This window comes from Nocardia sp. NPDC052254 (assembly GCF_040679495.1).
Classification (GTDB): domain Bacteria; phylum Actinomycetota; class Actinomycetes; order Mycobacteriales; family Mycobacteriaceae; genus Nocardia.
The window spans coordinates 148,569-170,006 of record NZ_JBFAUW010000004.1; the positions used below are offsets into that span (position 1 = coordinate 148,569).

General features: G+C 67.4%; 14 protein-coding genes. 1 reads left to right on the plus strand and 13 read right to left on the minus strand.

The window, feature by feature from the left end; all coding sequences use genetic code 11:
* Positions 1–2 precede the first annotated feature (2 nt).
* The 3 genes from rplE to rplN are packed head-to-tail and all read right to left on the minus strand — an operon-like array spanning position 3 to position 1,262.
* On the minus strand, positions 3–575 hold the full coding sequence (gene rplE, locus AB0L57_RS12895; protein WP_364960856.1) for a 50S ribosomal protein L5: 573 nt from the start codon (positions 573–575) through the stop codon (positions 3–5).
* Positions 576–577: 2 nt separating this feature from the next.
* Complete coding sequence (gene rplX / locus AB0L57_RS12900) at positions 578–892, minus strand: 50S ribosomal protein L24 (RefSeq protein ID WP_364960858.1); 315 nt, start codon at positions 890–892, stop codon at positions 578–580.
* 1 nt (position 893) lies between these two features.
* Positions 894–1,262 (minus strand): 50S ribosomal protein L14, encoded by a 369-nt coding sequence (gene rplN, locus AB0L57_RS12905; protein WP_025347222.1) that lies wholly within the window; start codon positions 1,260–1,262, stop codon positions 894–896.
* Positions 1,263–1,626: 364 nt separating this feature from the next.
* On the opposite strand from rplN, the gene AB0L57_RS12910 reads away from it, so the two are divergent.
* Positions 1,627–3,669 (plus strand): M13 family metallopeptidase, encoded by a 2,043-nt coding sequence (locus tag AB0L57_RS12910; protein WP_364960860.1) that lies wholly within the window; start codon positions 1,627–1,629, stop codon positions 3,667–3,669.
* A 74-nt stretch (positions 3,670–3,743) separates the two neighbouring features.
* Here the strand turns inward: AB0L57_RS12910 and AB0L57_RS12915 are convergent, their stop codons facing one another.
* From AB0L57_RS12915 to nbtC (AB0L57_RS12960), 10 genes are all read right to left on the minus strand, one after another.
* Positions 3,744–5,852 carry a glycogen debranching N-terminal domain-containing protein gene (locus AB0L57_RS12915; protein WP_364960862.1) on the minus strand — a complete coding sequence of 703 codons (2,109 nt, stop codon included), beginning with the start codon at positions 5,850–5,852 and terminating at the stop codon, positions 3,744–3,746.
* Between the two features lie 231 nt (positions 5,853–6,083).
* Entirely contained in the window at positions 6,084–7,271 is a 1,188-nt protein-coding gene (locus tag AB0L57_RS12920) for an alkane 1-monooxygenase (protein WP_364960864.1), read from the minus strand.
* A 224-nt stretch (positions 7,272–7,495) separates the two neighbouring features.
* Positions 7,496–8,791 carry a lipase family protein gene (locus tag AB0L57_RS12925; protein WP_364960866.1) on the minus strand — a complete coding sequence of 432 codons (1,296 nt, stop codon included), beginning with the start codon at positions 8,789–8,791 and terminating at the stop codon, positions 7,496–7,498.
* 128 nt (positions 8,792–8,919) lie between these two features.
* The gene (locus tag AB0L57_RS12930; protein ID WP_364960868.1) at positions 8,920–9,819 is read right to left on the minus strand and encodes an ABC transporter permease; all 900 of its coding nucleotides are present in this window, start codon (positions 9,817–9,819) and stop codon (positions 8,920–8,922) included.
* A gap of 49 nt (positions 9,820–9,868) precedes the next feature.
* Complete coding sequence (locus AB0L57_RS12935; protein ID WP_364960870.1) at positions 9,869–10,672, minus strand: ABC transporter permease; 804 nt, start codon at positions 10,670–10,672, stop codon at positions 9,869–9,871.
* Positions 10,669–11,652: an ATP-binding cassette domain-containing protein gene (locus AB0L57_RS12940; RefSeq protein ID WP_364960872.1), complete on the minus strand. Its 984-nt coding sequence runs from the start codon at positions 11,650–11,652 to the stop codon at positions 10,669–10,671. Before AB0L57_RS12940 ends, AB0L57_RS12935 begins: the two co-directional genes overlap by 4 nt.
* Before the next feature lie 119 nt (positions 11,653–11,771).
* Entirely contained in the window at positions 11,772–14,846 is a 3,075-nt protein-coding gene (gene nbtC / locus AB0L57_RS12945; RefSeq protein WP_364960874.1) for a nocobactin polyketide synthase NbtC, read from the minus strand.
* The gene (locus AB0L57_RS12950) at positions 14,839–16,143 is read right to left on the minus strand and encodes a polyketide synthase (protein WP_364960876.1); all 1,305 of its coding nucleotides are present in this window, start codon (positions 16,141–16,143) and stop codon (positions 14,839–14,841) included. The genes nbtC (AB0L57_RS12945) and AB0L57_RS12950 overlap by 8 nt, the downstream gene beginning before the upstream one ends.
* Entirely contained in the window at positions 16,140–16,895 is a 756-nt protein-coding gene (locus AB0L57_RS12955) for an alpha/beta fold hydrolase (RefSeq protein WP_364960878.1), read from the minus strand. Before AB0L57_RS12955 ends, AB0L57_RS12950 begins: the two co-directional genes overlap by 4 nt.
* Positions 16,896–17,033: 138 nt before the next feature.
* Positions 17,034–21,428, minus strand: a complete 4,395-nt coding sequence (gene nbtC, locus AB0L57_RS12960; protein ID WP_364960880.1) for a nocobactin polyketide synthase NbtC — start codon at positions 21,426–21,428, stop codon at positions 17,034–17,036.
* Between the last annotated feature and the right edge of the window lie 10 nt (positions 21,429–21,438).

The following is a 21,438-nucleotide window of genomic DNA, read 5'->3' on the forward strand; positions in this document are numbered from 1 at the left end:
GCTCAGTTCTCCTTGAACGGGAAGCCGAGGTGCTTGAGCAGGGCACGGCCCTCCTCATCGTTGGTCGCCGTGGTGACGACCGTGATGTCCATACCGCGCGGGCGGTCGATGGAGTCCACGTCGATCTCGTGGAACATCGACTGCTCGCTCAGGCCGAACGTGTAGTTGCCGTTGCCGTCGAACTGCTTCGGCGACAGACCACGGAAGTCACGGATACGCGGGAGGGCGATGGACACCAGACGGTCCAGGAACTCCCACATACGGTCGCCACGCAGCGTGACGCGCGCACCGATCGGCATGCCCTCACGCAGCTTGAACTGCGCGATGGACTTACGGGCCTTGCGGATCTCCGGCTTCTGACCGGTAATCAGGGCCAGGTCGTTGACGGCGCCGTTGATGAGCTTGGCGTCACGGGCGGCGTCACCGACACCCATGTTCACGACGACCTTCACCACGCCCGGGATCTGCATCACGTTGGCGTAGTCGAACTCGCTGTTCAGCGCGTCCTTGATCTCCGCCCGGTAGCGCAGCTTCAGGCGCGGAGCGATCTTGTCTGTGTTCTCTGCGGTGGTCATGCTCAGATGTCCTTCCCGTTGCGACGGGAGATGCGCACCCGCTTGCCGTTCTCGTCGGTGCGGTAACCCACGCGGGTCGGCTTGCCGTCGGAGTCGACAACCATCACGTTGGACACGTGAATGGGCGCCTCCTGGGTCACGATGCCGCCGGAGCTGGCGCCGCGCTGGTTCGCGGAATCCGCGACATGCTTCTTGATCCGGTTCACGCCCTCGACCAGAACCCGGTTGCGCTCGGGGTAGGCCTGGATGACCTTGCCCTTGGCGCCCTTGTCCTTACCCGAGATGACGATCACGGTGTCGCCCTTGTGCACCTTCATGTCAGAGCACCTCCGGGGCCAGCGAAACGATCTTCATGAAACGCTTGTCGCGCAGCTCACGGCCCACGGGGCCGAAGATGCGGGTGCCACGCGGATCGTTGTCCGGCTTGATCAGCACCGCGGCGTTCTCGTCGAACTTGATGTACGAACCGTCCGGACGACGACGCTCCTTGACGGTGCGCACGACGACCGCCTTGACGACATCACCCTTCTTGACGTTGCCGCCGGGGATCGCGTCCTTGACGGTCGCGACGATGACATCGCCGATACCGGCATAGCGGCGCGACGATCCACCGAGCACGCGGATGCACAGAATCTCCTTGGCACCCGTGTTGTCGGCGACGCGCAGCCGCGACTCCTGCTGAATCACTTCAGCTCCTCCTAGACCTGGACGTAATGCACGCCGGATTACCGACCCGACGGGCATGGTCAGTTGCCCTTCAAACGCACGCCTGCCAGCGGTTATGCATGATCCGGAGAGACCAACCACTGTGGGTTCGCGGCCAAAGTGCGGGCACAACACCCGCAGGCAACCCGACAAGTGTAGCCAAGCCGCAGGTAGGGCCCAAATCAGGGGGCGAATCCAGAACTTGTCACCGCGAGCAATTCGGACTCAGCCGATCTTCAGCGGGTTCGGTTAGCCTCTCACCGACGCAATCGGCCCCGTCCGCGGGCGGGGCCGCGTGATGCCGCCGGCATCGCGGGTGCATGAGCCGTCGGGGAGAGGATTATCTGTGACATCGCCCGGTCGCGACCTCCAGTTGGGTCGCCGCTCGTTCCTGATCGCGCTCGGTGCGGTGCCGGTGGCCGCCGCACTGGCGGCCTGCAACAGTGACGACGCGAAACCGAAACCGCTGACCGGGCCCGACCTGTCGGGCGCCGACAACGCGGTGCGCCCGCAGGACGATCTGTACCGCAATGTCAACGGCACCTGGCTGCGGACCTATCAGCTGCCGCCGGACAAGGTCTCCTACAGCACGTTCAGTGAGGTGTCCGACCGGATCGAGGGCCAGCTGCGCCAGGTCATCGACGACATCCACAATCCGGACGACGGCTCGGAGGGCCAGCAGATCCGCGATCTCTACGACGCGCGGATGGACGAGGCCACCCTGGAGAAACTGGGCGTCACCCCGCTGCAACCGCTGTTCGAGCGGATCGACGGTGCGGCCACCAAGGCCGATCTCGCGAAGGTGATGGGTGGGCTGCCGCTGGGCGGGCTGATCGCGCTGAGCCTCGGCATCGACCGCAACGACTCCAACGCCTACCTCCCCTCGGTGGATCAGTCGGGCCTCGGCATGAGCGAGCAGTACTACCGCAAACCCGAATTCGCGGAGCGCCTCGCCGCCTACCAGACCCTGCTGCACAAGCTGGCGGCCGGCGGTGGTCTGCCCGATCCGGACGGCGCGGCCGAGCGCACCCTCGATCTCGAGAAGCGGATCGCGGCCGGCTTCTGGGACAACGTCCGCACCCGCGACGCGGACGCGACCTACAACCTGATGTCCTGGGAGGACATGACCAAGTCGGCACCGGGTTTCGACTGGGATCCGTGGCTGACCGGCACCACCGACCGCCCCCGGGAGTTGTTCGCCAAGATCGTGGTCGGCGAACCCTCCTTCCTCACCACCGCCGCGCAGCTGTGGACCGAGGTGGATGTCAACATCTGGCGAGAGTGGTTGAAGCTCAGCCTGCTTCGCAAATACGCGAAATACATGAACAAGACGCTGTCCGACGCCAATTTCGAATACCTCAAGGCCACCAGCGGACTGCAGCAGCGTCCCGAACTGTGGAAGTCGGCGGTCGGCGTGGTCGACGCCAGCCTCGGTGAGCAGCTGGGCAAGCTGTACGTGGCGAAATACTTTCCGCCGCAGGCCAAGAAGCAGGCCGAAGAACTGGTCGGCAATCTGATGGCCGCCTACCGCGAGAATTTCCGCAATTCGTCGTGGATGTCACCCCAGACCCGCGAAGCCTCGATTGCCAAGCTGGACAAGATCACCACGAAGATCGGTTACCCGGACAAGTGGGTCGACTATTCGAAACTGAAGGTCACTCGCGGCAAACTGGTCGAATCCTTGCTCGCCATCGAGGCATTCGAGAGCAAGCGGGAGCTGAACAAGCTGGGGAAGCCGGTGGACAAATCCGAATGGGGTATGTCGCCGCAGACCGTCAACGCCTACTACCAGCCCACCTCCAACTCGATCAATTTCCCCGCGGCGATCCTGCAGGCGCCGTTCTTCGACGCCAGTGCCGAAGCGGCGGTGAACTACGGCGCGATCGGCGCGGTCATCGGCCACGAGATCGGGCACGGCTTCGATGATCAGGGCTCGAAATACGATGGTGAGGGCAACCGCAAGGACTGGTGGACCCCGCAGGACCAGGCTGCTTTCCAGGCCAAGACCAAGCAGCTGATAGACCAGTACAACGGTCTCGTTCCCGAGGGTCTGCCGCCGAGCGACCATGTCAACGGCGAGCTGACCGTCGGCGAGAATCTGGCCGATCTGCGCGGCCTGATGATCTCGCTGGCCGCCTTCCGCATCGAGGAGGGCAAGAACGGCCGCGCCAACCCCGACTACACGCCGATGTTCCAGTCCTGGGGCCGCAACTGGCGCGAGAAGCAGGACCCGAAATCACTCGAGCAGCAGATCGCCACCGACCCGCACTCCCCCAGCGAATTCCGCTGCAACCAGGTCGTCCGCAATCTGCCGGAGTTCTACTCGACCTTCGGTGTCAAGGAAGGCGACAAGCTGTTCCTGCCCGCGGACCAGCGGGTGAGCCTGTAGCCACCTGTCGGCGGCAGCCTCGCGCGCTGCCGCCGACAACGCGTGCCGCACCCCCGGCGGTCACCGAGATGTCGTCAATGGGTGACCAGGTTCCAGTCGTCCGGGAGGTTGGTGGCGGTGACCTGGTCACCATTGACCGCGATATCCACCGTGGTCCCGCCCAGGCGCAGGTCGGTCAGTTCCACACACCCCCACTTCGGCGGGAGGTGCGGGAGGACGGTGACCGTGCGGTGCGGGACATCGGGGGCCAGGCCGAGGAAGGAGCGGACCAGCAGGAGCGGGGCCGCGCTCGCCCAGGCCTGGGGTGAGCACGAGGTGGGGTAAGGCACCGGAGCGGAGAAGCGGGTGCGCTGGAAGCCGCAGAACAGCTCCGGCAGCCGGCCGCCGAAAGCGGTTGCGGCGTCCAGCAATCCGTTGGACAGCCGGGTGGCCAGCTCGACCGCACCGGGAATGTGGCGGTATCGCAGCAGGCCCGCGACCGTGATGGCGGTGTCGTGCGGCCAGACCGAACCGTTGTGGTAGCTCATCGGGTTGAACGCACCCATCCCGGAAGACAGTGTGCGCAAACCGAATCCGGAATCCATCTCCGCCGTGGACAGGTGGTGGATCAGCTGTTCGGCGTGTTCGTCCGGCACGATCCCCGACCACATACAGTGCCCGACATTGCTGGTGAGCGCGTCGACGCGCTGTTTGCGACCGTCCAGAGCTATCGCGTACCAGCCTTTTTCGGGCATCCAGAACGCCTCGGCGAATTTCGTGCGCAGTTCCGCGGCCCGGTCGCGCCATTTGGCGGCCTTGTGGGCCTGGCCGAATTCCTCGGCCAGTTCGGCGCGGGCCAGCATGGCCGCGTAGACGTAGCTCTGCACCTCGCACAGCGCGATGGGCGCCTGGGCCAGATGACCGCTGGCGTCGTTGATGCCGTCGAAACTGTCCTTCCAGCCCTGGTTGATCAGGCCGCGATCGGTGGCCCGCTGATATTCGACGAAGCCGTCACCGTCCCGGTCACCGAAGTGCGATATCCAGTCCAGGGCGGCATCGGCGGCGGGCAACAGGGTCTGCACCGCTTCCGGTGAGGCGCCCCAGCGTCGGGTCTCGGCCAGCAGCATCACGAAAAGCGGTGTGGCGTCGACGGTTCCGTAGTACACCTCACCACCCAGCGCCAGGCCCCCGGAGGGACCGCGCCGAATCTCGTGCATGATCCGGCCGGGCTCCTCCTCGGTGAGGGCGTCGACCTGCTGGCCCTGCATCTCCGCCAGCTGCTGCATGGTGCCCAGCGCCAGTGAGGAATCCAGTGGCAGGGCCATCCACGCGGTGAGCAGCGAGTCGCGGCCGAACAACGTCATGAACCAGGGCGCGCCCGCGGCGACGAAGGTCCGATTCCGGCGTTCCTCCCGGATCTGCAGGGCGCCCAGATCACTCTCGGTGCGCTGTAGAACGGCGGTGAGCTGGGGATCTCCGGTGGTGAGCTTGGTGGCGGTATCGCGCCACGCCGCCATCTTGCGACCGGGTTCACTGCTGCGATAGTGCTCGCCCGGCCGCAGCGCGACATTCACCCGCTGATTGGCGACAGTGGGCTGGGCGAGAACTTCGGTCTGCCACCGGCCGGTGGCCGGAACCACGATGCGCCAGGTCAGCGAGCCGGGCAGGATGGTGGGCAGCTCCGAGGACGAAATCGCCAGGCCGCGAGCACGATCGGAGCGATCGTTGAGCAGCAGTTCGTTGTCGGTCACCAGGGTTTCGGCGCGGCCGTGCCCGGCACGCCCCTCCTTGACCGCGAACAGATCCACGAAATCGGCGTCGGCGCGTAGTTCCAGGACGACGGCCGTGGGTTCGCGGCCGAGGTTCTCCAGCACGATCGTCTCGCGCATACCGTCGGCGACCAGCCGTTCGCGGACCACCAGCAGACTCGAGTCCGCCGCACCGGCCCGCGGCGGGCGCCGCAGGATGAACCGCGCCGTGAACGCCTCCGGGCTCAGCACCGACAGCGGTTCCAGGCGCTGACCGTCCACCCGCAGCTCCCAGCGCGACACCACGCGGGCGTCGCGATAGAACAGGCCCTGGGAGGTACCCGACTCCACATCGCCGACCCGGTCGGACAGGCAGAAGGTACTGCCCTCGACAAGGGTCACCGAACCGTTCAACAGCGCCGGTTCCCCGGCATTGAGCGGGGACGGACCGGTCATCGCGCAGCACCCCCCTCGCGGCGAGACCTCGGACCGTCCATGGCGGACGGGGCGATCGACTCGAGTGACACCATTGCGAACGGCTCCTCCCTGGATACCGGATCAGCCGATCCGGCGTGGGGGTCTGTGTGGGCCTTCCGACAACCTTCGGACGAGAAACGAGCACTTCGACATTCGAGCGTAACCGCTACCGGGCGCTCGACAGGAGCAATCCCCCGACCTCGCCGCAATTCACGCTGCCGGTGAGTCGTGTACCGCCGGGTCCGCGGGGTGCCGGGCGCGCCGGTGCGGTAGGAGACCGCGACGGCGCGGTTTGCTGTTGACCAGTGTGCGGTCGCCGCCGTAGTGGGCGAGCACCCGATGATCGATCACCGCCCGCCACAGCGGGGGCACCACGGCGAGCAGGATCACGGCGGCATAGCCGAGCGGCAGCTGCGGCGCCTGCTCACTGCTGCGCAACGTCTGATAGCGGCGGCCCGGATTGGCGTGATGGTCGCTGTGCCGCTGCAGATGGAAGAGGAACACATTCGTGACGAGACTGTCGCTGTTCCAGCTGTCGCGCGGTGAACATCGCAGGTACTGGCCGTCGGCACGGCGGGCACGGAGCAGTCCGTAGTGCTCGACGTAGTTCACCGTCTCCAGCAATGCCACACCGATCACGGCCTGCAGTGCCAGGAACGGAATCACCCGGTGGCCGAAGACGAGGATCAACGCGGTGAACAACACGATGCTCATCGACCATGCCTGCAACAGGTGGTTGGCCGGGCTGAACCAGCGCCTGCCCTTCCGGGACAGGCGCTCGCGCTCGAGGGCCACAGCCGAACGCAGACCGCCGAACGTGCTGCGGGGAAGAAATGCCCACAGCGATTCGCCGAATCGGGCGCTGGCGGGGTCCTCGGGTGTCGCGACCCGGGCGTGATGGCCACGGTTGTGCTCGACGAAGAAGTGCCCGTACCCGGACTGTGCGAGGGCGATCTTGGCCAGCCAGCGCTCCAGGTGCTCGGATCGATGACCGAGCTCATGAGCGGCGTTGATGCCGATACCCGACACCACCCCCAGGGTCACGGCGAGTCCCAGCCCGTCGACGACGGACAGTTCGCTGCTGGACCACAGCCGGCATGCGATGGCCAGCCCCGTGAACTGCATGGGCAGGAAGAGGTACGTACACCAGCGGTAGTAGCGGTCGTTGGACAGCGCCTCGTAGTCCGCGTCGTGCGGATTGCTCCCGTCGTCCCCGACCACCCAGTCCAGCAGTGGAATGACCACGAACACGATGATCGGACCGATCCACCAGAACAGCTCGAGCCCCGTCAGGGACACGAGTTGCGCCGGGAACAGCGCGCAGACCGGCGCGATCAACCCCAATGTCCACAGATAACGCTTGGGGTCGCGGGCTTTTGATTGTGCGAAAATCGCCATACGTCTCTCGCCATCCGGAAGAACAACAGCGGAACGAGTGCGCGGACACCGAAAACGGTTGCGCTGGCCTGATTTCTTCCAGAGTAACCGTTTCATCGGAGTCTGCTGGCGATCCAATGAATTGGCCCCCGGACCTGGGGGCCGACGCTGCCACCCCGACAGTCGGCTCCGGCGCCGTCCCCGCTGGGAGTCCGGCGCCGGAATCGGCTGTGTGACTGCCGCGTCTAGGGCAGTGCGGCGCAGTTACTCGGCGCCGGCAGACCCGCCAGCCGATCCGTCATCCACGACTGCGCTGCCGCCAGGGACGGAAAGTAGGCCAGGTCGTGCGTGCCCACGATGCCCGTGATAGGGGGAATCTGGGTATTGGCGTCCAGCTGAACCGGCGTACCACCGGCGCACCACCCGGCGGCCACAGCCCGAACCGGCGGATACGGCGTCCCCTCGTCGTTCATGGCCGAGGAGATGAGCACGGGCATCGACGGCGCACGAGATCCGATGCGCTGTTCGTCGAATACCGATTTCAGTTCCGGCGACCGGTCGATCACCTCGGTGAGAGGCTGTCCACTTGTGGTGATTTGAGAAATTTGCCGCAATTGAATATCGAGCGATGTCGCAATGGCACATTGCCCCAGCGCATCGTTCATCAACCCCTTGCCGACATCATTTATCTCGGCATCGAGGATCGGACGCGTTTCGGGATAGTCGGCGGCGATGCCGTTGAGCGTCAACGGCGCGGCGGATCCGACGCCGGGCCGACCGTAGTTGTACCCGATGAAATTCTCCGGATCGACGATGGGCCCGCCGACATAGGCGCCACGCACATTCAGATCGGGTGCGTAGCTCGACTGCAATTCGGCCGCACCGGCGGAAGCCATACCGCCCTGGGAGTATCCGAACAACATCACCGGTGTCCCCGGGTGCAGGCCGGTACCGGGCAATTGGAGCGCGGCGCGCGCGGAATCCAGAACCGAATAGGCCTGCGCCTTCCGGTTCAGGAAATCGTGCACGTCGGGCGTGCCCAACCCGTGGTAGTCGGTGAGCACGACCGCCATCCCGCGCGACAGCAGCGAATACAGCGCCACCACGTCGTATTCGGCGATGACGTCGTACGGCGGCCGGAATTGGGCGAGCTGCGGCAGCACCTTCGACGGCGCGCACTGATCGCCCTGCCCCTGCGAACCGACCCCGTAGGCGATCAGCGGGCGTTCACCAGGGCCTGTCCAGGGCAGGACCGGCTGGAGATAGGTCGCCACCACCGCGGTCGGTGCGTCATGGGTGTCGCTGCTGAGGTACATCATCCGGGTCGCCATCGCGGGAATGACACCCGCCTGGCCGGGAGCCGACATCACCACCGACGCGGGCTCGGCGCGAAGAATGGTGCCCGGTGGTCCCCCCGGTAATGGCGGTGGTATGTAGAAATCGTCGGCGGCCGATGCAGGTGCGGCCGACAATGCCGCACCTGCGACGAGAACGAGAGTTCCGAACAGAACTGCGGTCCAACTGTGTATCCGGCTCCTCACAATTGATCCTTCCTGCGCGTCCGAGATGCCCGGGATAAACAATCGGATGCCGACAGTACCGCTGAGTGAGTGCTCAGTCGGTGCGAATCAGGAAGGACCGTGGGGTGTGTCTGCCGGAACGGCCCGGGTCAGCTCTGCACGGCGCGACGATAACCGCGCACCGCGAGAACTCCGAACACCGCGATCAGGCCCACCGCCCACGCCACCGTTTGCAGGAACGGCACCAGCACCGGACCGCCGACGGTGAAGTTGCGCATCGCCTCGATGGCGCAGCTCATCGGCTGGGCCCGCACCACCGGCTGCAACCAGCCCGGGTAGTTCTGCACCGGGACGAATCCGGAATTGAAGAACATCCCGACCAGCACCACGATCGCGAACAACTCGGTTGCCTTGTCACCGGCACTGCTCACGCCGACCATCACCACCACCGGTGTGAATCCGGCGATCACGATGACCGGCACGATCAGCACCCCGATCACGCCCGGCCAGCCCTCGTGGAAGCGCAGGCCCAACGCGATGCCCACCACGACCACCACGATCGTGGCGGCGAGAGCGCGACCGCATTCGGCCAGCAGCCGACCGGCCAGCCCGGCCGCCCGATGGATCGGCAGCACCCAGAATCGGCGCAGCAGACCGCTCTGACGTTCCTGATACAGCGACATGGCGGTGCCCATCGCGCCGTACATGGCACCCGCGACCGCGATCATCGGCACGAAACCGTAGATGGCGTCGGTCTCCTGCATGGCGCCCAGCGATCTGCCGAGCACCAGGTCGTACATGAGCAGCAACAGAATCGGGAAGATCAGGGTGGAGGTGATCACCTCCGGCTGCCGGGACCAGCGGCGCAGCAACCGACCGGCCTCCACCAGACTCTGCGACACCAACCCGGCCGTGGCCTGGTCGCCCAGTACGGACGACGTCGAAAGATCGACCCGCACAGCCTCGTCCACGGCCGCTCCGGTGGAGGCATTCTCCGCGTTCCCGCCGCCTACGCTCGCGTCGTTCATGGCAGGGTCTTCTGCGGGCATTACCGGCTCCCTCCGTGGTTACGCGCGCTGCCGCCTACGCTCGCGTCGTTCATGCCCGGTGTCCTTCCGCTCGTACCGCCAGGACGGACCCGACCACGAGAAGGCCGATGATCCATGCCGCGGTGACGCCGAGTTCGGAGACGTAGCGGCCGTCGGCCAGGCCGCGCAGGGCGGCGATGATCTGCGATACCGGCTGATTGCGCACCCAGGGCTGGATCCAGCCCGGGAAACCCTGCGCCGGCACGAGTCCGGTCGAGGTCATGACCAGCAACAGCTGCGGGACGAACAGCACGGTCCCGCTCAGCTCCGGGTTGCGGGTCACGGTGCCCAGCGCGTCGGTCGCCACGACCAGGGCGGCGCCGAAAGCGAGCACCACCACGACGAATACGACCGCGGCCGCGGCGGCGTGGAATCGGAATCCGAAGATCGTGCCGATGACCAGCGCCCCGACCAGTGCCGTGGCCGAACGCAGCAGACTGGCCGAGGTCCGGGCGATCACCGGGATCCACGCCGGCACCGGCATGGAACGCAGCCTCGTCGCCATCCCGCCGACCACCTCGCGCGCGGCCCGGTCACCGGCGAACATGGAAGCGAAGAACATCGCGAACACCGCGATGATCGGCAGCAGGTACTGGGCATAGTCGACCCCGGGCACCTCCATCGATCGGCGCAACGGCACATAGAAGCAGACGAAGAACACCCACGGCTGGAGGAAGGCGAGCACCAGATCGCCCTGACGCAGGGCGCCGCGGACACTGCGTCCGCTGAGCGCACTCAGCTGCAGTGTGACCGGAACCCGAAAATCCTCCTCCGGAATCACCTGCGCGGCAGTGGCTTTCGTTGCGACCGTCATACATCGGCTCCCACGGTCGGCTGGGTGAGCCGGATGAAGACCTCGTCCAGCGACGGACGACGCAGTGCGATATCGATCAATTCGATACCGCCGGCGTTGATCCGGTCCAGCGCCTGCGACAATGTCACCGCACCACCCGGCGCCGGAATCGACACCCGATCCTGCGATTCCGCGACCGTGGTCTGCCCCAGTTCGGACAGCGCGGCGACCACGGCGGGCACGTCCGCGGCGTCGACCGGAACCACCTCGCAATAGCTCTCACCCGAACGCGCCTTCAGCTGATCGGCGGTGCCCTCGGCGATGACGGTGCCCTTGTCGACCACGATGATGTTGTCGCTCAACGCATCCGCCTCTTCGAGGTACTGGGTGGTGAGCAGGATCGTGACGCCCTGTTCCTTGAGCGATCGGACCAGGGCCCACAGACTCTGGCGGCTGACCGGATCCAATCCGGTGGTCGGCTCGTCGAGGAAGACCACCCGCGGCGGACGGACCAGACCGCAGGCGATGTCGATACGGCGGCGCATACCACCGGAATACTGGCCGACCCGCCGATCACCGGCCTCGGTGAGGGAGAACTGGTCGAGCAGTTCCTCGGCCCGCGCCGCGGCGGCCTTGCGCCGCAGGCCCATCAACCGGCCGAACAGCACCAGATTCTCACGGCCGCTGAGCATTTCGTCGAGCGCCGCGTACTGACCGGTGAGCATGATCGACGACCGCACCCGCGCGGCGTCGGTCACCACGTCGTATCCGGCGACCACGGCCCGCCCGGCATCCGGGCGGGTGAGGGTGGACAGGATGGATACGGTGGTGGTCTTTCCGGCGCCGTTCGGGCCCAGCACCCCGAGCACACTGCCCGTGGGCACACTGAAGGTGATGTCCCGCAAGGCTTTCACCTCACCGAACGATTTCTCGACCGATTCGACGACGATCGCGGTGTCCGCTCCCGAGACCCCGCCCGATTCTCCCACTGGTTCCGACACAATGTTCTCCGTCTGAAGACGACAAGCCCGATTACTTTGGTAACGCTAACCTAATGTGCACGCGCACTCCACCCCTTCGTCGGCATTTCGCCGACACCGGGGTGGCGCGACGCGACGGATCAGACGAGCAACGATACGACCTCGTCCAATGAGGCCCCGCCCAGGATGGCGGTGACCGGCAGATCTCGACGCAACTCCGATTCGATACGTTTACGCAGGTCGAGCGCCTGCAGCGAATCCAGCCCCAGAGCGACGAGCGGAATGGTCCCGTCGATGGATTCCGTACTGCCCAGGCCCATCACCGTGCGCAGGGCCGACCGCACCGCATCGGCGGTATCGGCGCCGGGCGCGGAAACATCCGGCTCGGCCGGACCGGCATCCTTCGAATCTGGCACGGCGACAACCGGATCCGTGCTCGGCACGGGATCGGGTCGCTCCTGCACGGGCAGCTCCACGAACAGCGGCTGATAGCCGAAGACCGCGTACAGGTCCGAGATCCGCGCCCAATCCGCCGCTACCACCGCGACATTCGCGGATTCGGGTGCGAATCCGGCGGAGACCGCCGCGGCCGCGTCCATCGGTTGCAGGCCGGTGCCGCTGATCTTGGCCAGCGCTTCGGCATTGTCCGCGCCGACGGCGCGCCACAACCCCCACTGCACCGACGAGCACGCGATGCCCTGCGCCCGGTACCGCACCGCGGCCGCGTCGAGCAGTCGGTTGACCGCCGAATAGACCAGGTGGCCGCGACCGCCGAGGGTGGCCGACAGCGAGGAGCACAACACGGTCCGGCCGTCCTCGGCGAGTGGAAGATGGCGCAGCAGCCGATCCAGGGCGATCGATTTGGCCTGTGCCGCAACCCGGATCGTCTCCGGCGTCACCGTCGCCTCGGCCGCCGCGTAGTCGACGGCGGCGTGGACGAGCAGGGAGATCGGAGTATCGCCGAACTCGGCACCGAGTGCGCGCACCGCGTCCTCGTCGCCGACATCGCACCCGCGCCGCACGATCTCGGTCTTCCCGATGCGCTCGATCTCACCGATCCGCGCCACCGCGGCGGCGTCCCCGCCCGAGCGGCTGATCAGGGTGATCCGACCGGCCCCGGCGGCGGCGAACCGCGCGCAGAAGTCCAGTCCGAGTTTGCCCGTCCCGCCGACGATCACGACCTCGCGCAGCGCGGCGGCATCCAACGGGCGATCCGCGGTGGTGTCGTCGACGACGAGACGCTTGGCGTGGACACCACCGTCGCGGACCGCGATCTCGGGCTCACCGGCGATGTGCACCGCCCCGACGAGCGCCTTGGCCGACGCCGCCGGATCGGCACCGGCGGGCAGATCGACGTGCCGGACCGAGACGCCGAGGTATTCGGCTGCCAGGCAGCGGAATCCGGCCTGCGCGGCGGCGTGGAACGGGTCGGGCACCTCACCGTCGAGGACCTGTTCACCACCGGTGGTGACGAGCCAGATATCGCTCACTCCGGAGAGTTCGGCCGGCCACGCCGGCTCGCCCAGGAAGGCCGCGAGATCGTCGACGGCGCCCGCGGGGGTGGCATCCGACGGCGGCGGAACCAGGACGACGAGGGTGTCGGCGGACCCGGCGGCGATATCGGTGACGACGGTGGCCCCGTGCCGGGGCGCGGCAGCACCGAGGGCGGCCACCAGCTCACCGCAACGCCCGCTGTGGTCGACCACCGCGATCGTGCGCGGCGGCACCAGTTTCCGGCGCCGGAGCTTGGTCCACTCCTCACGGTAACGCTGCGGTACGACGGTGCCGTCGGCATTGTGCGCACCCGCTGCGCGCGGCGCCGCGGCGGCGGCGTACGGGTAGGGGGCCCACAGCGTCTTGGGATTCATCTGGGTATGCGGGAAATCCAATAGCGGAAGCGCAGGTCCGGCGTCGGCCGCCCGGTCGCGCAGGCTTTCCCACGCGTAGTCGGCGTCGTGCACCGCGACGGTCGCCAGGTTGCGGGTGAACTCCCGCAGATCCTCGGCACTGCGCCGCGAGGTACCCAGGGCTTGATACGGTTTCGCCGATCCGGTGCCGGCGAGGTTCTCCTGGATCGCCAGCATCAGTGTGGGATGTTCGGAGATCTCGATGAAGGTGTCGGCACCGCGTTCGGCGGCCACCTCGATGGCGCGATCGAAGCGAACCCGGTTGCGCAGGTTCAGATACCAGTAGTCCACGATCGACTGATCCGTGCCGACACTGTCGCCGAAGGTGGCGCCGATGAAGTCGACCTCACCGGACAGGAACGAATCGTTGTCCATGTCGTTGCCGACGGTGCGGCTCAATTCGTCGCGCAGACCGCTCACGTAGGAGGTGTGCGCGGGATATTTCACCCGGATCTCCTTGGCGAATTTACCTGCCGCATTAAGTGATTCGACGACATCCAGGACGGCCGGACGCTCACCGGAGATGGCGATGATGTGCCGCGAGTTGACCACCGACAGCTCGGCGAATCCCGCGTGCCGGGCGAGCAGATCCTCACATTCGTCGCGATCGATGCCGAGGACGGCCATCGAATAGCCGGACAGCTTCAGGCCGTCCACGATCTGCGCGCGCGTGGTGACGATCCGGACCGCGTCACGCAGCGTCTGCGCACCGGAGACGTAGGCCGCGGTGATCTCACCCTGTGAGTGACCGACGGTGACGGCCGGATCGACCCCGGCCGCCCGCCACATCGCGGCCACCCCGACCATCTGCATGAACAGCGCCGGCTGCACGGTGAGCGCGTCGTCGTCGGCGGGCATGTCGGCTTCCAGCAGATACGGCAGCGGCGACCATCCGTAGAGCTCGTGGAAGATCGTGTCGCATTCGCCGACCGCGGTCCGATATGCCTCGGAATGGTCGTGGAGCATCCGCCCCATCCCCGGCCGCTGGCTACCCTGACCGGGGAAGACGTAGGCGACACGGCCGCGACCGGCCGGCCGGGTGGACACCACCACATCCGGATGCGGCTCACCGCCCGCGACGGTGCGCAGGGCCGCGAGCAGCGATTCCCGATCCGAGGTCATCACCAGGGCCCGGTACCGGCGTGCGACCCGGGTACGGAAGAGCATGTCGGCCACCCGGTCCGGGGTGGCGGTCTCGTGCGAGTCCACATATCCGGCGACGGCTGCCGCCTCCCGGCCGAGCCCCTCGGGTGTATCCGAGGACAGCAGGACCGGAACACTGCCGTCCGGAAGTCGGTAGCTAGACATGGATCTCCTCTTCCACGGCCGGGATCGCCAGCAGTGCATGCGCATTCGTGCCGGACACGCCGAACGACGAGACCGCGCCGTAGCGGATGCCGTCCTGCGGCTCCCAGTCCTCGAGTTCGGCGGCCAGTCGCAGGCCTGTCGCCGCCCAATCCACATCGTCGGTGGGATTGTCGGCGAACCGGGTGGGCGCGATCTGCCCGTGCAGACCGCTCAGCAGCACCTTGATCAGGCCGAGCATGCCCGCGGCCGCCTGTGCGTGACCGAGATTGGATTTCACCGAGCCCAGCCGCGCCTTGCCGCCGCCGTAAACCTGTTGCAGCGCACGCAGTTCCAGCGGATCGCCGACGGCGGTGCCGGTTCCGTGCCCTTCGATCATGCCGACCAGTTCCGGCGAGATACCGGCTGCCGCGACGGTTTTGCGGATCAGCCGCTCCTGCGCCTCGGTGCTGGGCACCGCGATCGGCGCACCGCTGCCATTGTGATTGACCCGGGTCGCGAGGATCCGGCCGTAGATGCGGTGGCCCAGTTCCCGGGCGCGCGATTCCCGCTCCAGGACCACGATTCCGGCGCCCTCACCCCACAGCGTGCCGGTGGCATCGGCCGAATACGGCTTGCACTGTCCGTCGGCGGCGAGGGCGTTGTTCTTGGAGAATTCGAAAAAGGCTCCGGCCGAACCCATCACACACACCGCACCGGCCAGCGCCCACTCGCATTCCCCGTCACGGATCGCGGCCGCGGCCATGTGCAGGGCCGACAGGGACGAGGCGCAGGCGGTGTCGACCACGATCGACGGCCCGCCCAGACCGAGACAGTTGGAGATACGCCCGGCCACCGCACCCAGCGCGGTGCCGGTGGCGCGATAGCCGCTGAAATCGTTGACCTCGGCGGCGTGCGGCCCGTATTCGGTGTGCGAGGCGCCCATATAGCAGCCGACGTCCTCGCCGTCGATGGCGCCGGGATTGATACCGGCGTTCTCCAGCGCCCGCCACGCCACTCGCAGCGCCACCCGCTGCTGCGGATCCATGGCGACCGCCTCGCGTGGGGTGATGCCGAAGAACATCGGATCGAATTCGGCCGCGGTGTAGAGGAATCCACCCGCATCGCGGACCTCCGACCAGCCCTCGACGTCCGACAGGGTGAACAGTCGTTCGAGCGGCCAGCCCCGGTCGCGGGGGAACGGGCCGATCAGATCCAGGCCCTGCGACACCGCCGCCCAGTAGTCGGCCGGGGTCTCGATACCGCCGGGTGCGTCGATTCCGATGCCGGTGACGACGATCGGATCCTGGCGATCACTCATCTCACCGTCTCCAGTTCGGCGGTGAGCAGTTCGGTGATGCCCTCGACCTGATCGTGCAGGTAGAAATGCCCGCCGTCGAACATCTCGACAGCCAGATCGGCGGTGGTGTGCTGCTGCCAGCCGTAGAGCTCGCCCATGGTCACGAACTCGTCGTCGCTGCCGCCCATGGCTTGAATCGTGGCCTGCACCTTGATGTCCGGTGCACACGAATAGCGGTCGAAGGCGGCGTAGTCGGCCTTCAGCACGGGCAGGGCCATCATCATCAGATCGCGATTGCCGAGCACATCGGCACCGGTGCCCTGCAAACCGGCCAGATGGTCGAGCAACTGTTCGTCCTCGGTCGGATGGTCGGGCATATCTGCCACCCGCGACGGCGCGACCGCACCGGAAACCGCGAGCAACCGGACCGGCACACCGGCGGCCTCGGCGAGCCGGGTGAACTCGAAGGCCACCATCGAACCCATGCTGTGCCCGAAGACGGTGATGGGCTGGTCCCGGTGGAACGGCGACCGGACGAACTCGTCGAATGCGCCGGCGGCGATCTCCGGCAGCGTCTGCAGCGCGGCCTCCCGGGCCCGGTCCTGACGGCCGGGGTACTGCAGGATCGTGACGTCGAAATTCTCCCGCAGCTGCTTGGAGAACGGCCGGTAGGTCGAGGCACCTCCGCCCGCATGAGGGCAGATCACCAGCGGTGCGGCGGCGGCCGCGCGCGGCTTGTGGAACTGCCGGATCCAACCGGGTGTTGTTGCCATATCGCACATCTCTCTTCACACGGGCAGGCCGGAGCACCGGCCACCTTAGGTAGGTGAGGCAAACCTAATATACCTGTCGGTGATCTACCCCGACAGGGGGTGGCCGGTGCGCGCGGGCGACCGGTACGCAACCGCCGCTCAGACCTCCCGGACCGCGACGAACAGATGCTGGTCGAGCGCCGAGAGTGGATGATCGGCGGCCGGCAGCACGTGGCGCGGGGTGAAACCGGCAGCGGCGAGTTCGTCGCGCCACTCCCGCTGGGTCAGGAAGATCCGATCGGTACCGGCCCGGACATCGGTGGCACCCGCCCGCTCCCCCTCGGCGCGCGGCGACATCAGGAAATGCACCGAGGTGAGCATTTCGCAGTGCGCGGCACAGAATTCGAGGAAGACCACCGCACCGCCGGGCGCGATCAGATCGTGCAGTTGCCGCAGCGTATGCCCGATATGCGTCGCGTTGTGCAGCACATTCGAGGCCAGGACCACATCGCAGGCCGGCTGCGCGGGCAGATCCGCGTTCATGTCGACGATCCCGAATCGCATCCCCTCGACCGCGGCGAAACGATCGCGGGCGGCGTTGAGGAAGAACGCGGACAGATCGGTGAAGTGGTAGTCCACCGCCACATCCGGCAGGGCGGCCACGATCCGATCGGTCATCCCGCCCACGCCCGCACCCAGTTCCAGCATCCGGACCGGGGTGCCGCGGCCACCCAGCTCCCTGGTGAGTTCGGCGACCGCCGCACCCGCGGCGACATTGAGATAGCGGCTACCGAGATTGTCGCGATAGAACGTGTCGGCGGTGGCCCGATCACCGTTGGGGAACAACAGTTCCTGCACCGGCCGGTGGTCCTGAGCGATGGCCAGCAGATGGTCGTCGGTGGCCGACAGGAAGGTCGCGAACGGTGGTTCGAAACCCAGATCGGCGCATACCTCGGACAGCGACGCACGCAGCGGTTCCGGCGCGGGGGCCAGGTACCGATAGCCGCGATCGGGCACGAACTCCACACAGCCGTTGCCGGTCAGTTCCCGGAGCCAGGCCCGCAGCAACCAGTGATGGCGGGGCGCGAATTCGAGTGCGGCGGAGACGGATTCCGGGGTGTGGAAGTCGCCGTCGCTCAGGACCGGCTCGAGTACCGCCAGCATGGCGCGCAGGCCGAACAGATCCATGTCCCGGCGGGCGGTACGGATACGTTCCGCGTCCAGATCGCCGGGCAGCACACGCTGCGCCGCGGCCGGTGCGGTGCTCGTGGGCGCCGAACCGTTCCCGGAGGTCACGCCGGCGGCGGGCGCCGTCCGGTCGACCGAATTCCACTGTCCGGCAGCGCCGTTGGTGGTGGCCGGTACCCGTCCCGTGCCGGTTTCCGACGTGCCGAGCAGACGCAGCACGTCGTCCAGGGAGGCACCGCTGATCAGATCGGCGACCGGTAGTTCGCGGTGGAACTCCTCCTGGACCCGGCGGCGTAGTTCCAGAGCCTGCAGGGAATCCAGGCCCAGCGCCACCATCGGCCGGGTGGTGTCGAGGGCGTCGGGATCGTCCGATCCGATCACCGCGGCCAGCATCCCCGCGACCACCGACTTCGAAGCGGATACCGCCGCTGCCGCTGTCGGCGATCGGTCGTCCGGATCGGCGGCGATGACCACGGGCGCGGTGCGCAACTCCGACAGCAACGGACCGTAGCCGAACTGCCCGAGTACCGACCGTCCCCTGTCCCAGTCGAAGGCCGCCACGATCGCGGCCGGCGGCAGCTCGCCGAGGCTCATGGCGATCGCGTCGGCCGGGGCCATCGGCAGATAGCCCACGCTCGCGAGTACCGAGGTCTCCGAGGTGCCCGCACCGCGATGCATCGACCACTGTCCCCATTGGATCGCCACCGCACGCGTACCGGCCGCACGCAGCCGGTACGCCATCGCGTCGAGCATCCGATTGGCCGCCGCGTACACGGTCATGGCCCGGCCGCCCAGTGTCGCGGCGAGCGAGGAGCACGCCACGATGTGGCAATCATCGGACAGCACAGCGGAATTCAGCAGATTGGCGAAACCGGCGACCTTGCCGCGCAGCGCCCGCTCGACACCTGCGGCGGTGATCTCGCCGAGCTCGACATTGGTCAGCTCGCCGATATCGGCCGCCGCGTGTATGAGCAGATCGGCCGGGGCGGCGCGCAATTCGTCCGCCAGCACTCCGATCGCCGCGGGATCGCCGACATCGCAGCCGATCACACGAATCTCCACGCCGGAGCCCGCCTCGATCCGGCGCAGGCGTTCCGATACCGGTGCTCGCGCGCCGGAACGAGAGACGAGGGTGATCCGCTGGGCACCCGCATGGGCGAAATGCTCGCAGTACTCCAGGCCCACCCCGCCGGTACCACCGACGATCAGGATGTTCGCCGGTGCGGCCGTATCGGTCGCGGCGCTGGATTCGGCTTCGACCAGCCGCTTCACATAGGTCGCCCCGGCACGCAGCGCCAGTTCGGGCTCGCTCTCGGTGTGCAGTGCCATGATGATCGTCGAGGCCTCCTCGGGACCCGCCTCGTGCGCGGCCAGATCGAGATGCCGGAAGGCGATGCCGGGATATTCGGCTCCGAGGCACCGGAATCCGGCGGCCGCCGCGGCGCCCACCGGATCGGGCGCCGGATCGTCGTCGACAACCGCCTCGCCACCGACCGTGATCAGCCAGTAGTCCGTCACCGCCGTGGGCGGTTCCGACCACCAGCGCCGATCCCCGAAGAACCGCGCCACATCCGTGATCGCCTCACTCGTGGAACTCGGGTCGGCCGTATCGGCGCCCGGGAGCAATACGACGACGGTGTCGGCGTCGCCGAGGTCCCGGCCGGGGCTGCCGGGCGCGCCGGTGGTGTCGAGGAAGCGTGCGACCGCCCCCTGGTCGGCCGCCTGCGCGCACAGGGCGGCGGCGAGATCGGAGCAACCGCCGGTGTGGTCGACGACGGCGATCGTGCGCGGCGCGGTCAGCGAACGTCGCTGCGGGCGCTGCCACTGTTCGACCACGAGTTGTGGCCGGGCAGTGGGCGCGTTCGCGGACGAGGTCGGGGCTGCCCGGTGCGCCAGCTGTCCGGGCCCAGTGGAATCGGCGCCGGAATGCGCGCCGGACGATCGCGCAGCATTCGAATCGCCCTGCCCGAGGGCCGGCCGATCGGCCGCGGAGTCGTTGTACGGCAACCAGAGCCGCTGCTCGTGCATCGCGATGTTCGGGAACCCGTCCAGCGGCAGTGCCATCGGGGCCTCGGGGTCGCGGCACAGCAGGTCCCAGTGAAAACCCAGCTCGTTCACCGCGAGCGTCGCCAGATTGCGGGTGAGCTCCGACAGATCGGTCGCGGCGCGCACCGAGGTGCCGACGACCGTGGCGGTGGCACCCGCGGCGGCGATGTTGTCCTGTATCGACAGGGCCAGCGTGGGATGCTCGGACAGCTCGACGAAGGTGTCGATCTCGCGGTCCAGCGCGGCCGCGACCGCCAGATCGAAGCGCACCTGGTTGCGCAGATTCCAGAACCAGTACTCGTCGACCGGCAGATCGGTGGTGATCGCGTCACCGAGAGTGGCTCCGAGACAGTCGATATCGGATTCCACGAAGTGCTTGTGCGCCAATCGGCCGTGCACGGCATCGCGAAGATCGTCGCGGAGTTCGGCGACCCGATCGGTGTGGGCGGGATAACCGACCCGGATCACGCGGGCGAACCGGTCGTTCGCGGCGAGGGCGTCGACCACGTCGAGCACCGTCTGCCGCTCACCCGAAATCCCCACCAGGCCAGGCGAATTGATCACCGAGACCTGCGCCCAGCCCGAGTTGCGAGCCAGGATTCGCTCACACTCCGCACGACCGGCGGCGACCACCGCCATGGCGTAGCGATCGGAGGCGATGGTGTCGACCGCGGCGGCCCGGGTGCCCACCACGAGAATCGCGTCGGCGAGGGTCATGGCGCCGGACACGTAGGCCGCGGCGATCTCGCCCTGACTGTGTCCCACGACGGCCCGCGCATCGATACCGAAGGCCCGCCACATCGCGGCGAGGGCGGCCATCTGGGTGAACAGTGCCGGTTGCACCACGCGAGCGCTGTCGGTGTCGGCCGTGTTCTCGTCGAGCAGATACGACCGTGGCGAGGCTCCGAAGAACTCGTCGAAAAGCTCTGTGCAGCGGTCCATCTCGTCCCGGAAGGCCGGCACGTTCTCATGGAACATGCGCGCCATGCCGGGTCGCTGGCCCCCCTGACCGGGAAAGACGAAGGCCGTCCGATGTTCGGCGGCGGGTACGGACGGGCGGATCACGGCGGGATGGGCGCGGTCGTCGGCGATCGCGCGCAGCGCGGCGAGAAGTTCGTCACGGGATCCGACGGTGGCCAGAGCGCGGTAGCGACGCGGTATGCGGGTCCGGAAGAGCATGCCGGAGATACGATCCGGCGTGACCTCCGGATGGTCGGCGGCATAGGTGAGCACCGCCGCCGCCTCGGCGCCCAGCAGGCCGGGATGGTCCGAGGACAGCAGCACCGGCACGGTCCCGTCCGGCAGTCGACGCTCAGACATGGCCGACCTC